Raw genomic sequence first — 13,460 nt, 5'->3', positions numbered from 1 at the left:
TCACATCTGATCCCTATAAAATCTTTTTCCTCTTATCACAAGGTTTTCACCCTGTTCATTCATAATTTCAAGCCGATCATAGGCCCTTTCAATATTTTCGGATAACGTCGCTTCATCCTCTCCAGTGATGATCATATACCCTGCACGTTGTGATGCATTTTCAATAGGTGAGATGATGTCTCCCACCTTAAAATTATAGCCCGCTTGATAGATAAAATCACATTTCATCAAGTCTTCTACAGGTATCATTTGGCTGATCTTCCCCGCATTGCAAAAAAAGAGCTGTGTGCTAAACAGTGGTGCATTCACCTTGTATGCATGCGCCTTTACTGCGCTTTTATCATAATCTGCATTGTGACAACCTTCTATGGCGAGGTCCAGCACATCAATCCCCGTGACCAGAGGAATCGTCACATCTTCATAAGCGCCCCCTAGCCTGCATGCAATTTCATTGACCATAACGCCTCGATTCCCCACTAAGTATTGAAAGTAAATTGGCCCTTCATAAATATTAAAAGCCTTACAAATGCGTTCTGTGATCTCAACGATCTCCCTTTCATATTTTTCTAAATGGATTGAAGGATATTCATGTGCGATACAGACGCCAATATGTGCATCAGGCGAAAACGTCACTCGGTCCGTAATGGTGAATATTTTAGTCACGCCATCTACAACCCAGCCACTTACAGTCAGTTCTTTATTTTCATAATAAGACTCCACCAAAATTTCATCTTGTCTCGAATAGCTGAGGACTTTATCAAATTGCTCGCGAATTTCACTTATGGCATTCAGCTTATAGATGCCGCGTTGCCCCTGAGAATCCAGCGGCTTAACCACATAGGGAGGGTTTAAATGTTCAAGTTCACTTGCATCAAATTGCTCTGAAATAATGGCAAAGGGCACTGTGGGAATATTAAAAGCCCGAAACCGTTGCTTCATATGCTTTTTATCCGTGACCCATAGAGCGGTTTCAGAACTGATAAAAGTCGGTAGATTCAACTGTTCACAGACTTTTGTCACCACATAAACGGGTTGATCCGTCCCAACGGTTAAAATCCCTTGAACCTTCTGATCTATGGCACACGCCAAGATTTCAGAAGTTTTAAACGCATCTGCAAGCACTGCAATATCTGCAATTTTTTTACCCTTTGAGGTTTCTAAGTAGTCTGCAACCACCGTTTCATAACCCATTGCCTTCATTTTGAGGATGCCGTTGATTTGACAACTCCCCGCACCAACCATTAACAACCGTTTCATCATATGCCTTCCCTTGATTCATTTCATTAAATATATGGGGTACGCCGTAGAAAAAATATAAATTTAGTCCCAGTTTTAATAATTTCCCCAGAGTATAACCCGATTTTCCCTCTAGTCGCATATGCCTTGTAACGGCAACGTTACCCACTTTTTGAGCATAAGGTAAGAGCTCTGCACTGATATACACGAACTTTTTCTTTTTATTTAATATGCACTGATAAAGCGATTTTTCAACCACTCTAAAACTGCTCACCCTCATGCCCTTAAGATTTTTAAAGCGCCATTTAAAAAAGCGCCCGATGTAGCCTGAACCTCTTTTTCGATATGAAGGATCATTATAAGATTTGTATATACCAAAGATGAGATCATAATTTTGGCTTATCAAAGGCATAAATTGGATCAAATCTTCAATATCGTGCTGTCCGTCATCGTCTATGGTTATGGCATAGTCTCCCTCGCAATAATGAAGTCCTTGATAAATCGCCATCTGCTGTCCACTGTTTGAATTCAGTCGGATGCCCTTGATCTCTTTATGCATTTTAGAAACCTTCTCGATGATCTGCCAACTCTGATCGTGACTGCAATCGTCCACCAGTATAATTTCACAGCTCATCTCATGCTCTGAAAAGAAACATAAAATTTTTTTCACCATGAGTTCAATTGTATTTTCGCTGTTAAAAACAGGCACAACCACTGAAAAATTCAAACTAAACGCCTCCCAAAATGTAACTGTTATCGCTATGGTTATAATTGAAGCCCCCTGCATTATCTGATAAACTGAACGTATCACTAAAAAATAAAATACCACATAAAAAAGGAGATGCCACATGAACAAACTGGATTGTTTTGGCGATATCTGCCCTGTACCCATTCTCAAAATGAAAAATGAAATAGAACACCTCAATCAAGGGGAATCTTTTCAAATGGTTGTGGATCACAGTTGTGTTATAGAATCTATCAAAGAAACTTTAAAAAAGAGCACTTTGATCTATGAAATCGAAGAAGTGCTCAATGGGGTTTGGGAAATAACCATAACCAAGGTATAAAGCGATTCATACGCTTACGCGACATATCCAAACAGGCGCATTATGCCCTAGCTGTGCATTATGTCCTATTTATGCATTGTTACATGTTCATATATAATAGCGTCCTATTCATTAACGCCCTACTCATCGTCTCAGTGCGAATATCTTGATACGATCTTTCTTCTGGATACTGACGCCTTAACAACTTAACAAAATTCTTTAGCGCCATGATCTATGAAATAGTGATAAATCTCCGTAACCGCTTTTTCTCGATTGCATTTGCGTCGAGTCACCAGATAAATATCATAATCCAAATCAAAATTCTGAACTTCTACGATTTTAAATTTCTTTTCGTAGAGTTCTTTTTTAACAGACATGTAAGGTAAAAAACAAATTCCCAAGTTGTTGTTGATAGAAGATTTAGCGGCTGGTATTGAGTCCACTTTGAACATAATTGGAATTTGGTCCATATGCAAACCCAAGGGTTTCAATTTATGTTTCAAAAATGATGAAATCGTAAGCGCCTCATCATCTAATAACACCATTTCATGGTCTACAAGCTCGTTTACATCAATCATATCTGGAATTCTAGAGCTGGCGTTTGCCACTAAAACAATACGTTCTTTGCCTATCTTGCTATATTCTAAGCGATCATCACAAGGTTCTTCCGTGACAAAACTTAAATCCGTTAATTCATTGATCAAGTCATTGATGGATTCCATATTCGATTTGGAGTGCATCTCAAAATTATATTTTGGAAATGCCTTTTTAACTTTATAGATTACACAAGGTAATGAATAATTCACCATGGATAGATAACCATTGATTTTGATATTTTCAAAACTATTTTCCAATTGAACAAGCTCTTCTTTAAGCTTATCGTGAATTCTCAACATCGTTCCCGAATATTTAAATAAAATCCGTCCTGCCTCAGTTGGAAGTACCCCCTTATTACTCCTTTCCAGTAATTGATACCCCATCTCATCTTCTAATTTTTGAATGTTTTGACTTAGTGCCGATTGTGAAATATGACGATTAGCAGCTACTTTTGATATGCTCTTTGTCTCCACAACGTCTCTGAAATATTCAAGCGCATTTAAATTCATATCACACCTCTTCATTTCTATTATGTCCGATTAATTCACAAATTAGGTATCGCTTTTTCTTATACTGATTTAGAATTGCCATTGATTAATTGCTTCAATAAAATGGTATCATATAACTGTGAGATTGTTAAGAGTATAGCAAACTTTATTTTTAGGAGTGTGAAAAAATGGCTGAATCAAGACGCGCAGCAACATCTAGACGCTCTTCTGCAAATCGCAAACCAAAGAAGAACCAAATTCCATATGGATTTGTAGCAGTGTTTTTATTTATAGCAGTTGCACTTTGGTTAAATACAAAATCAAGTACATTGTCACTTTTCTGGATAACAGGCATTGCTTTTGGCTTCATCCTTCAAAAAGGACGTTTCTGTTTTACGGCTTCCATGCGGGATCCTTATTTAACAGGAAGTACTTCACTGACACGTGCTGTCATTATTGCACTTGCCCTGACAACCATTAGCTTTACAGCGATTAAGTATGGCTATGCAAGTGCTGGATTGCCAATTCCAGGCATGAGTTATGTTGTGCCTATCAGCTTTGCAACGCTCATTGGGGCATTTATGTTCGGCGTGGGTATGGTTATTGCAGGCGGTTGCGCATCAGGTACATTGATGCGTGTGGGCGAAGGATTCTATATGAATCTTTTGGCATTGGGTTTCTTTATACTCGGTTCTCTACTCGGTGCACATGATTTTGGTTGGTGGAAAGAGCATGTTATTTCAAAGGGAACAGCGATTTTCTTACCAGATGTGTTCGGATGGATGGGCGCAGTATTATTACAATTAGGTGTCTTATTGATACTTTATATTATCGCAGAGGAATACGAGAAAAAAAGAGGTGCTTCATCGCATTAGTCGCTCTACCTTGCTTATAAAGCAATAGATGAATAGGCGAATGCATCCATATTGCATACCGTATTTAAACTTACTAACACTATTAAACTTACAAAAGCATAGCGCTTTCAGTTTTTATGATTAAATTTTGAGGAGGATTCAAATGAAAGAAGTTGTATTAGATTGTTTTGGTGAAGCTTGTCCAGTGCCTTTAGTAAAGGCTCAAAATAAACTTAAAGAAATGGCAATTGGAGATGTGCTCATCGTTCAAATCGATCACAGCTGTGCCATGAAAAATGTTCCAGAGTGGGCTAGAAAAGAAGGTCACAATGTTGAAGTTGAAGAAGTGGAAGATGGCGAATGGGAAGTTATCATCGAAAAAAATAAATAAGCTGAAAAAATAAATAAACTTTTGCAAAGACCAACTTCACATGAATGAACTCTATCTTAAGTTATATTTAAGTTGTTCTTTAACGCGTTATATACTGTAAATTCATAAACTATTTACTATTTTTATAAATAAGGAGGTTCTCATGAACGAATACGTATTAGATTGTCTAGGAGAAGCTTGTCCAGTACCTTTGGTGAAAGCTCAAAATAAACTTAAAGAATTGGCAATAGGTGACGTCCTTATTGTTCAAATTGATCACAGTTGTGCCATGAAAAATTTACCTGAATGGGCTAGAAAAGATGGTTACAATGTTGAAGTTGAAGAAGTGGATGATGGCGAGTGGGAAGTCATCATTGAAAAAAATAAATAACACCAACTTGGAGGTGTCAAAATTGGAGAAGAAAGAAAAAAAATTCTTTGATCAATTAAAGACCAATGAATATTATATCAAATGGCTAAAAAATCCAATTACCTATGTAACTGCTGCTGTTCTGCTAACACTTTTTCAGACGATTACACTCGCAGTTACAAAAGATCCTTGGGGCGTTTCCGGTGTGCTTGCCTACTGGGGTGCTTGGATCTTTGAAGCTTTTGGCGGTTCAGTCGACAAATGGTATTATTTTGCGAGTTCTGGGGCTCAAAATGTTCTCAATAATGGTTTTATAAACCATGCAGGCACATGGAGAAATCTTGGAATCATCGTAGGCGCACTCACTGCAACACTGCTGGCTTCAGGCTTTAAAATTAAAAAAATTAAATCTAAAAAACAAGTTGTTGCTGCTGCTCTTGGCGGGCTGCTCATGGGTTACGGTGCAAGACTTGCATTTGGCTGTAATATCGGTGCTCTGTATAGTGGTATCGCTTCCCTATCACTTTCTGGTTGGGTTTTTGCCATTGGCATGTTCTTTGGTGCAATTGTCGGCAGTAAGCTCTTGGTTAAATTCTTTATGTGAGAAAACGCATTGACGATCTAATTTACCTACTCTTGATTAAGAAAGGATTTATATAATGGCTAGAGAAAAGAAAGTTGAACACTATGATGTAATTGTCATCGGTGGTGGGCCAGCTGGTTTAAGTGCGTCCATCTACGCAGGAAGAGCACGTCTTAATACGCTTCTTATTGAGAAAGCGCTCATCGGTGGACTCGCTACTTACACCAATGAAATTTCAAATTATCCTGGGTTCCCAAATGATCCCAAAGGTGAAGATATTACCAATCTGATGAAAGAACAAGCTAAAAAACTCGGCGTAAACTTCAAGCTCACTGCGGTTTCAAAGGTTGAACTCGAAGGCGAAGAAAAAATTGTCGAAACTTTTAGAAACAAGTATATCGCTAAGACCGTGATCATTGCAACAGGTGGCCGTCCGCGTACTACAGGTGCTGAAAACGAAGAAAATTATCTCTTTGATAAAGGCATTTCCTTCTGCGCAACTTGCGATGCAGCTGCCAATACGGACAAACATGTGGTCGTTATCGGTTCCGGTGATGCCGCTATTGAAGAAGGCATGTTCCTCACTAAGTTCGCAAGCAAAGTCACTGTATCTGTTATGCACGACGAGGGCATCATGGATTGTAATGAAATTGCACGTCAAGCGGCACTTGCAAATCCTAAAATGGAGTTCGTGTGGAACTCCGTGGTTAAACGCTTTGAAGGGGAAGGCCATCTTTCAACAGTTGTTCTGAAGAATGTTAAGACTGGCGAAGAAATTCCAGTTGACTGTGACAATTGTTTTGAATTCATTGGTTATCTGCCTAACTCAGAGCTCTTTGAAGGTGTGATCAATATGACACCTCAAAAATACATCCCTGTTAACGAGAAAAAAGAAACCAATATCGAAGGTGTTTTTGCCATTGGCGATGTCACTGACAAATGGCTTAAACAAGTGGCAACTGCAGTTGGTGATGGTGCCATTGCAGGTACTGCGGCAGAACGTTACATTGCAGAAAAAGAAATCTTCGATACGTGTATCATGCAAAAAGAAAAACAAGGTCTGATCTATGTATATAATGCAGTAGATATGCCTTCAAGAGAATTCTTAACGCATATTGAAGCCATAGAAAATGACAACAAAGGTCAATTAATCGTCAATCGCATTGACACTTATAAATCAAATGGCCTGGCACTTAAATTAGGCGTTGAAAAAGTGCCTGCAATTGTCATCACAAAAGAAGGTAAAATTGTTGATAAGCTCTATAACCTTGATAAAGAGCAAATTATCAACGCTTTGTAACCTATATTCTAAAAGAAGCCCCTGAATCTGTGAGCATTCAGGGGCTTCTTTAATGATCTTCACATTTCGATGAATTTCTTGTTGCTCATGTTCTTGCGCATGAATCACTTCATTGATTGATCTTTATTCCAGTGATTCTTTTTGTTGCTTTTAGTTGCCTTTAGCGCCTTTACCGTCAGGATTCTGCCAAGATAACCAAAGTATAAACAACATGCACATCACTTCAATAGATGCAAAGAGTATATAATATGTACCATGACCACCCACAACAACCGCCAGTATGTTTAGAGCACAGACGAAAGTCGTGATCCATTTATTGAGCTTGTATGACAAAAAATGCGGCAAAAGAATCATTATAATTGCCGTTTCCATCAGTACTGCACCTGCAATCAATCCACCTGAGGGCATAGGAGTTCCTGTCATCACCATGCGGATTGGAGATGTTGGATCCATTAAAGAAAGGACATCTGCATAAAGCATGTTGGTGAGTACAAAGATCCATAACGTTGAAAGGATCATCTTTCGGTTTTTCAAAATATATTTCTCTTTTCCCGTTTTTTCTTGTTGCATAACTGGCCTCCTTTTGTGCTTAAAGTCGTCTTCATCATCCTTTACCACGGTAAATGATTGCTTATGATTTCAATTACTGGTGTTTTCCAGAGACTGCATATGCCGCTGCAAGTCGTCTATCTATTATACATAATAACAACAGTAATCCACCATATCTGTTACTTTAATTTGAAACTCTGAGTTTGCACTCACTTCAAATCTGTCATTTTCCTGAAATATTTGCCATTGTGATTCATTGGGAAGCAACACTTCCATACTGCCCCCTAATATTTCCATGATCTCTTTGTCAGCAGTTCCAAATACGTATTCACCCGCCTGCATAAAACCTAATGTCACACGCTCACCATTTTCTAAATACACTGTACGGCTATTTACTTTTCCATCAAAGTAGGTATTTGCTTTTAACTCAATTTTTACATTTTCAAAGGCTCTTTTCATATAAGTCCTCCTTCTTATATCTTATATTTTTACTAACCAAAGTTTTGTTCTGTTCTTTCAATGATTTCATCTTGAAGTGCTTTATCAAGATTATTAAAGTAGTCACTGTAACCAGCAACCCTCACAATCAGATCCTTATAGGCATCCGGGTTTTTTTGAGCATCCAATAAAGTGGCGCGTTCAATGACGTTAAACTGTATATGGTGACCATCCAGTGCAAAATAGGCGCGTACCAATGCCGACATGTTGGCGATCCCCTGATCTCCTGCAACCACAGAAGGACTAAACTTTTGGTTTAACAGTGCACCACCTGTTTTCAGTTGATCGATTTTAGATGCAGATTTGATCACCGCAGTAGGGCCATTTCTATCCGCACCCTTTTCTGGAGAAATCCCATCTGGCAACGACGCACCTGAATGCCGCCCATTTGGACTGGCTTCCATAACCTGACCAAAATAGACATGACATGTCGTCGGCAAAAACTCTACAACAGTCTTCGCACCCTTAGGTGTGATTCGACCTGAGATAACCTCCTGCAATGACTGAACAACCTCACGCAAAATATCATCTGCATAGTCATCATCATTCCCATATTTAGGCGTTTGATTGTCTATTAGATCATAAACTGCATCATAGCCTTTAAAATTGGCTTTGCAACTCTTGATAAGCATCTCCATTACAAAAGTCTTCTCTTCATATACATGTTTTTTTATAGTGGCAAGGCTATCTGTAATCGTTGCAATACCAACACATTGAATGTAACTGGTATTATATCTAGCACCCCCTGAATTATAATCGACACCTTTGCGGATACAATCATCTGTAATCACGGAAAGTAAGGGCACTGGCATAAACTGCATATACATGCGCTCAATTAGATTATTGCCTGCAATCTTTACTTTTACAACATACTTTAGCATATCATAAACGGCTTGATAAAACGACTCATAAGAAGAGAAAGTGCACGGATCGCCCAAATCAGGCGCAATGTTCTTTTGAGTATATGGATCAAAGCCACGATTTAAAACCAATTCCAAAACTTTGGGCACATTGAGGTAACCTGTTAAAACATAGGCCTCCTTCCCTGCTGTGCCTGTTTCCACACAGCCCGATGCAATACCACTTGCTCTGGCATCATCTATGGTCTTACCCATATTCAGTAATTCCTGTATGATGGCCTCTGAATTATAAAAGGCAGGTTGTCCCCAACCCTTTCGAGAAATTTTCATAGCCTCTTTTAAAAATTTTTCAGGTGATTTTCTCGAAATCTGTACATTGGAACTTGGCTGTAACAATTTCATTTCATCCATGACTTCCAAGATGAGATAGCTGACTTCACTGACGCCATTTGTGCCGTCTGGTCTCAGTGCGCCTGTGTTGATATTACAAAAGTCCGTGTAAGTTGCCGATTCTTTAAGAGTGATGCCAACCTTTGGCGGTGCAGGCTGATTGTTAAACTGAATCCAAAGATTTTCAAGGTATTCTCTAGCTTGATCGCGCGTCAAAGTACCCGCTTCAATCTCACGATTATAAAAGGGCTCCAAATGCTGATCCAATTTTCCAGGGGAATAAGCATCCCAATTATTCATTTCAACAGTGACTCCAATATGAGTAAACCAGTACATCTGAATTGCTTGACGAAAAGTTTCGGGTTTATGAGCTGGAACGACCTCGCAGACCTCAGCAAGCTCCAAAAGCTCTGCACGCCACTGTGGATCGGATTCACTTTCAGCCAGTGCTCTAGCACGCATAGCATAACGTTTTCCAAGGATAATCATGCCTTCACAAGTCAAGCGCATCCCCTTTAATGCTTCTAGTTTATTAAGGGCATTCACATCCATATTAAAATCGAGATTTTCAATTTCTCGATCAATACGCTCTATAAAATCCAAATAACCCGTTTTATAGATCTTCCCATCTGCCACAGTATGTCCAGGCCCACGTTGCATTAAAAACTCTGTAAACATGCCTGCATTAAATAAATCATGCCAAGCCTCTGGGAGAAGTGCATTCATGCGTTTCATCATAGCGCGATCTTGCCAATAGGGAATAATCACTTCTTCTTGTAATCGTCTATCTTCATCAGAAACCTTAAAAAACACTTTTTCCCGATGATTCATGTTGTCAAAATCTTCAAGGGTATGACAGCAAAGTTCTGGGAAAGTAGGTGCTGCCCAAGGTTTATGGCCCTTCTCGCCAACGATGAGCGCCCCACGTTCTATATAAAGTGTCCTGTTTTCCATGATATACTTGAAAGCACGTCCCCTTAATACAGGGGTAGAACAAGTGCCCTCCCATTTTTTATAAGCTTCTGTCAATAAAAGTGCACGTTCTATCGAAATTGTAGGCTGACATTCTTTTTCACTGATATTTCTGAGTCTTTTTATACGGGTTGTCGATCCTCTAAGTTTTGATTCTGTCACTGTACTCACACCTCCTCTTGCCGCGTTTATCCTAATAACTGCATCTCTAATCTTCTAACCGCCTATGGCAACTGGATATCCCTTTAAGCGCCAAAAGGCCTGCGCACTTTCAAGGGCTTCTGCCGTAGGTTTGCAGAATAGATCATTTTGTCGATTTAGTCTCGCATATTTATCACGGCCAAATTCATGATAAGGCAATAAATTTATAGCTTCTATGCGCACTTGATTCAACTGAAGCCACTTGTATATTTCAAGCATGCTTGTTTCGCTACTATTCAGACCATCAATCTGTATTAAACGCAGTCTAATATGGGCATTATCACGACTTAATTGCTTTAAGTTTTCTAAAATTCGATGATTGTCTTTTCCTATGTAGTGTTCATGTGCCTTAGAGTCCATCAATTTGAGATCATATAAAAACCCCTCTACATAAGGTTGTATCCTTTTAAAGGCATCATAGGATGCTTCGCCACAAGTGTCAATCCATACGGATATACCCACTTGATTTAACTTTTTTGCAAGCGCCTCAATATAATCCATGTTTTGAGTCATAACTTCTCCACCTGAGAGCGTGACGCCACCACCTGATTGCTCATAAAAAATTTGATCTTTTTCAAGCTCTTTCACCAATTGAGCAATCGTATACTGCTTGCCCACAGCTTCGGATTTACCCGATTTTGTCAATATAAATTCCTGTGCATAACTTTGACTTTCAGGGTTATGACACCAATTACAACGAAGAGGGCACCCCTTAAAAAAAAGCGTCGTTCGAATGCCAGGCCCATCATGTACTGAAAACTTTTGAATATTAAATATATAAGGGATCTCCATGCTCATTCCCCCTCCTTCAAGCTAAGCACCTCTCATTGCGGATCATCTCATCTCATTTGAGGGTTGCTTTGCAAAAAATTCATAGCTATATGTAACTATAGCTGTATGTAGATATACACGCGTCTATATCTATAGGATTAAAACAAAAGCTGACTTAATGACTTTAATCAGGAGGTCACAAGCGTTTTTATCGCAACCTAATCTCTAAAAAAGTTAATAAATCAGCTCCTATGCCTTTAATATTTAATTTTAAACTCTATACTTTATTATTAGAACCCCTCGTCTTTTGGTTCTTTTTGCTGGTGGCAGCACTTCCTATTTTTTTATTGACTTGAAATTGCTGTTTCTGTTGGTTATCTGCTTTTTTCTTTTCCAAAAATGCTTTCATTTTTTCCATGTTTTTCTCAGACATAACAATTCCTCCAGTCCATTGATCATTACAAGAGTGCTTTGCGCAACTCTCTCACACTTTATTACTCACTCATTATAGCAATTTTCATGAAAATTACAATCACAATTTATCAATTCCCCATCGTACAGATAAATGTTTTTTAAGTGTATTAAAAAGCAACTGATCTATCAATATGCCGCAGAGCATAATGCCCAAAATACCACCATAGACACTGACCGTATCCATGAGCATGCGTTTTTCATAGATGAACCATCCAATCCCCATATGCGTGCCCACTAAACCAAAGATCATTTCAATGCTTATAATTGCACGCCAGCCTCTGTTGAAGCCGTTTTGCAACCCCACAATGAGATCGGGAACGGACCCTAAAAAGTAAATTTTGTAGAGTCTTTTAGACAGCGGGATCGGATACGCATTTTCAAGTTCATAAAATTGACTGGTCAATCTCTTTTGGCAGAGTTCCAACTGTATCCAAAGCGGCCAAATCGTCGCATGAAGCATTAAGAAGAAAATCGCATTGGGCGATAATCCAAACCATAATATCACAAGTGGTAAAATGGCAACGCTTGGAATAGGACTGAGCAAAGTGTACAACAAATCGAATAGTTCATGACATATTGTGAATCGCTTGGACAGCACCAGCATGCCAAGTACACACACTGTACTCGCACACAATGCCATGACTGCTTGAAACAGTGAAAAAAAAATGGCTGTAAAAACAGAGTCATTATGGATCAAGTTAATAAAAATGGCCTCTATCGTGGGAAATAGTGCCTCTGGATAAAGATGACTCCGAGCAACCATTTCCCAAATTAAGCAAATCAACAAAAGCAGTAAGATTTTAATTTTAATTTGTCCGCCTTTTTTAGTCCCTGTGTTCAATGCCATATTAACGCCTCTTCATCCAAATCAGATTCAATCAGCTCTTGTTGATGCATAAAGGTTACAAATTGATCTAGCCCTTTAATATCACTGGTGTAGATCATTTCTGGCAAAGCTTCTAAATCGGCTTCTGTATAGTTTTCTAAAAGTATTTGATATGCAAGCTCTGGTGATGCATTCATAAAGTCAATGGACTTTGAAAGTGCATTTGAAAAAGCCGTGTACAGAGCAGTATTCTCATAAACGCGCTCTGGACATATACCCACTATGAATGTAAAGGGTCCACCAAAGCAGGTTTCACCATCCACTAGAAGTTCTAGGTCGCTCTGCTTAAGCTCATTGTTTAGATACGGCGGCGATGTGAAGTGAAGGTTTTCTGAATTGTCGTTCATCATAGCTGTTTGACCATCAGGATGAGACATGGAAACCAATTGACTGTCAAAGGCCTTTGCATCTCCAATTGTTTTTTCCGCATACATGCTGAGTAAAATATGTTGTATACTTCCTGGCTGTGGCAGCAGTATTCTTTGATCTGGTCTCATTTCAGATAAACTGGTCATCCCTTGCGGCGCAACAAGACCAAGCGGACTCTGTGATAATCCCATAACAATCCGCCAGTCCATCCCTTTATCTTTTCCAATTAGAAATGGCGGAATGCCCACAAATCCGAAATCCAGTTCATTGGCAAGCATCGCTTCCCTCATGGCAGCTGTATTCGGGAGTTTTTTCCAAACCACTTCCAAATCTAAATTTGCATCTGCTATTTCACGCTCTAAATACCCCTCGTGCCTCATGATTTCAAGTGGCGCATAAGCAAGGCCAAATTGATCTGCCAGAATCACTTGTTGCTTCTGATCGGACCTTGAGCACCCTACCCCTATTATAAGTAATATCATCAACAATCCAACAATCCAAATAGCTTTGCGTCTTATACTATATTTAAAGTTCATCACTCACCTCTAGCATTGTTATTTATTTATCAATCATTATAACATATGCCACTTTCTAATTTCTCCCTTATTTTATAATATACCATTCAAATATCCAATAGCAATGAGAT

General features: G+C 38.9%; 16 protein-coding genes. 6 read left to right on the top strand and 10 right to left on the bottom strand.

The features are described from left to right. Both ISU02_RS19480 and ISU02_RS19475 read right to left on the bottom strand, forming a co-directional pair. Nucleotides 1-1,260 carry an ATP-grasp domain-containing protein gene (locus ISU02_RS19480; protein WP_207736430.1) on the bottom strand — a complete coding sequence of 420 codons (1,260 nt, stop codon included), beginning with the start codon at nt 1,258-1,260 and terminating at the stop codon, nt 1-3. Continuing rightward, nucleotides 1,181-1,963, bottom strand: coding sequence for a glycosyltransferase (locus tag ISU02_RS19475; RefSeq protein WP_194703514.1), 783 nt, complete (start codon nt 1,961-1,963; stop codon nt 1,181-1,183). The genes ISU02_RS19480 and ISU02_RS19475 overlap by 80 nt, the downstream gene beginning before the upstream one ends. A gap of 121 nt (nt 1,964-2,084) precedes the next feature. Between ISU02_RS19475 and ISU02_RS19470 the strand changes: the two genes are divergently transcribed. Continuing rightward, nucleotides 2,085-2,303 (top strand): sulfurtransferase TusA family protein, encoded by a 219-nt coding sequence (locus ISU02_RS19470; RefSeq protein ID WP_194703513.1) that lies wholly within the window; start codon nt 2,085-2,087, stop codon nt 2,301-2,303. 185 nt (nt 2,304-2,488) lie between these two features. On the opposite strand, the gene ISU02_RS19465 is transcribed toward ISU02_RS19470, so the two are convergent. Beyond that, nucleotides 2,489-3,388 (bottom strand): LysR family transcriptional regulator, encoded by a 900-nt coding sequence (locus ISU02_RS19465; RefSeq protein ID WP_194703512.1) that lies wholly within the window; start codon nt 3,386-3,388, stop codon nt 2,489-2,491. A gap of 167 nt (nt 3,389-3,555) precedes the next feature. On the opposite strand from ISU02_RS19465, the gene ISU02_RS19460 reads away from it, so the two are divergent. The 5 genes from ISU02_RS19460 to ISU02_RS19440 all read left to right on the top strand — a co-directional run bounded on the left by ISU02_RS19460 (nt 3,556) and on the right by ISU02_RS19440 (nt 6,844). Further along, a complete protein-coding gene (locus ISU02_RS19460; RefSeq protein WP_194703511.1) occupies nt 3,556-4,242 on the top strand; it encodes a YeeE/YedE thiosulfate transporter family protein in 687 nt (228 codons plus the stop codon). A 142-nt stretch (nt 4,243-4,384) separates the two neighbouring features. Further along, nucleotides 4,385-4,612: a sulfurtransferase TusA family protein gene (locus ISU02_RS19455; protein WP_194703510.1), complete on the top strand. Its 228-nt coding sequence runs from the start codon at nt 4,385-4,387 to the stop codon at nt 4,610-4,612. Between the two features lie 142 nt (nt 4,613-4,754). Continuing rightward, complete coding sequence (locus ISU02_RS19450) at nt 4,755-4,982, top strand: sulfurtransferase TusA family protein (protein ID WP_194703509.1); 228 nt, start codon at nt 4,755-4,757, stop codon at nt 4,980-4,982. A 22-nt stretch (nt 4,983-5,004) separates the two neighbouring features. After that, the gene (locus tag ISU02_RS19445; RefSeq protein ID WP_228727892.1) at nt 5,005-5,565 is read left to right on the top strand and encodes a YeeE/YedE thiosulfate transporter family protein; all 561 of its coding nucleotides are present in this window, start codon (nt 5,005-5,007) and stop codon (nt 5,563-5,565) included. 55 nt (nt 5,566-5,620) lie between these two features. Then, nucleotides 5,621-6,844, top strand: coding sequence for an FAD-dependent oxidoreductase (locus ISU02_RS19440; RefSeq protein WP_194703508.1), 1,224 nt, complete (start codon nt 5,621-5,623; stop codon nt 6,842-6,844). Between the two features lie 150 nt (nt 6,845-6,994). Here ISU02_RS19440 and ISU02_RS19435 read toward each other — a convergent pair whose 3' ends face one another. From ISU02_RS19435 to ISU02_RS19405, 7 genes are all read right to left on the bottom strand, one after another. Further along, nucleotides 6,995-7,414: a DUF6326 family protein gene (locus ISU02_RS19435; RefSeq protein WP_194703507.1), complete on the bottom strand. Its 420-nt coding sequence runs from the start codon at nt 7,412-7,414 to the stop codon at nt 6,995-6,997. 123 nt (nt 7,415-7,537) lie between these two features. Beyond that, nucleotides 7,538-7,852 (bottom strand): pyrimidine/purine nucleoside phosphorylase, encoded by a 315-nt coding sequence (ppnP, locus tag ISU02_RS19430; RefSeq protein ID WP_194703506.1) that lies wholly within the window; start codon nt 7,850-7,852, stop codon nt 7,538-7,540. Nucleotides 7,853-7,884: 32 nt separating this feature from the next. Continuing rightward, nucleotides 7,885-10,275, bottom strand: coding sequence for a trans-4-hydroxy-L-proline dehydratase (hypD, locus tag ISU02_RS19425; protein ID WP_323985062.1), 2,391 nt, complete (start codon nt 10,273-10,275; stop codon nt 7,885-7,887). A 54-nt stretch (nt 10,276-10,329) separates the two neighbouring features. After that, nucleotides 10,330-11,112 (bottom strand): 4Fe-4S cluster-binding domain-containing protein, encoded by a 783-nt coding sequence (locus tag ISU02_RS19420; protein WP_228727891.1) that lies wholly within the window; start codon nt 11,110-11,112, stop codon nt 10,330-10,332. A 250-nt stretch (nt 11,113-11,362) separates the two neighbouring features. After that, complete coding sequence (locus ISU02_RS19415; RefSeq protein ID WP_194703503.1) at nt 11,363-11,518, bottom strand: hypothetical protein; 156 nt, start codon at nt 11,516-11,518, stop codon at nt 11,363-11,365. A 99-nt stretch (nt 11,519-11,617) separates the two neighbouring features. After that, a complete protein-coding gene (locus ISU02_RS19410) occupies nt 11,618-12,406 on the bottom strand; it encodes an ABC transporter permease (RefSeq protein WP_194703502.1) in 789 nt (262 codons plus the stop codon). After that, nucleotides 12,397-13,350, bottom strand: a complete 954-nt coding sequence (locus ISU02_RS19405; RefSeq protein WP_194703501.1) for an ABC transporter substrate-binding protein — start codon at nt 13,348-13,350, stop codon at nt 12,397-12,399. The genes ISU02_RS19410 and ISU02_RS19405 overlap by 10 nt, the downstream gene beginning before the upstream one ends. Between the last annotated feature and the right edge of the window lie 110 nt (nt 13,351-13,460).

Origin of the sequence: Fusibacter ferrireducens, assembly GCF_015352425.1 — a bacterium.
Taxonomy (GTDB): Bacteria; Bacillota; Clostridia; order Peptostreptococcales; family Acidaminobacteraceae; genus Fusibacter_A; species Fusibacter_A ferrireducens.
The sequence above is the reverse complement of the archived record's forward strand: the minus strand, read 5'-3'. Positions and strand labels throughout refer to the sequence as shown.

Excerpts from the sequence above, each read along its gene's own strand:
- ISU02_RS19415 (WP_194703503.1), bottom strand. The coding sequence starts at position 11,518 with ATGTCTGAGAAAAACATGGAAAAAATGAAAGCATTTTTGGAAAAGAAA.
- ISU02_RS19410 (WP_194703502.1), bottom strand. The coding sequence starts at position 12,406 with ATGGCATTGAACACAGGGACTAAAAAAGGCGGACAAATTAAAATTAAA.
- ppnP (WP_194703506.1), bottom strand. The coding sequence starts at position 7,852 with ATGAAAAGAGCCTTTGAAAATGTAAAAATTGAGTTAAAAGCAAATACC.
- ISU02_RS19460 (WP_194703511.1), top strand. The coding sequence starts at position 3,556 with ATGGCTGAATCAAGACGCGCAGCAACATCTAGACGCTCTTCTGCAAAT.
- ISU02_RS19435 (WP_194703507.1), bottom strand. The coding sequence starts at position 7,414 with ATGCAACAAGAAAAAACGGGAAAAGAGAAATATATTTTGAAAAACCGA.
- ISU02_RS19455 (WP_194703510.1), top strand. The coding sequence starts at position 4,385 with ATGAAAGAAGTTGTATTAGATTGTTTTGGTGAAGCTTGTCCAGTGCCT.
- ISU02_RS19450 (WP_194703509.1), top strand. The coding sequence starts at position 4,755 with ATGAACGAATACGTATTAGATTGTCTAGGAGAAGCTTGTCCAGTACCT.
- ISU02_RS19405 (WP_194703501.1), bottom strand. The coding sequence starts at position 13,350 with ATGAACTTTAAATATAGTATAAGACGCAAAGCTATTTGGATTGTTGGA.
- ISU02_RS19440 (WP_194703508.1), top strand. The coding sequence starts at position 5,621 with ATGGCTAGAGAAAAGAAAGTTGAACACTATGATGTAATTGTCATCGGT.
- ISU02_RS19420 (WP_228727891.1), bottom strand. The coding sequence starts at position 11,112 with ATGAGCATGGAGATCCCTTATATATTTAATATTCAAAAGTTTTCAGTA.
- ISU02_RS19465 (WP_194703512.1), bottom strand. The coding sequence starts at position 3,388 with ATGAATTTAAATGCGCTTGAATATTTCAGAGACGTTGTGGAGACAAAG.
- ISU02_RS19470 (WP_194703513.1), top strand. The coding sequence starts at position 2,085 with ATGAACAAACTGGATTGTTTTGGCGATATCTGCCCTGTACCCATTCTC.
- ISU02_RS19480 (WP_207736430.1), bottom strand. The coding sequence starts at position 1,260 with ATGATGAAACGGTTGTTAATGGTTGGTGCGGGGAGTTGTCAAATCAAC.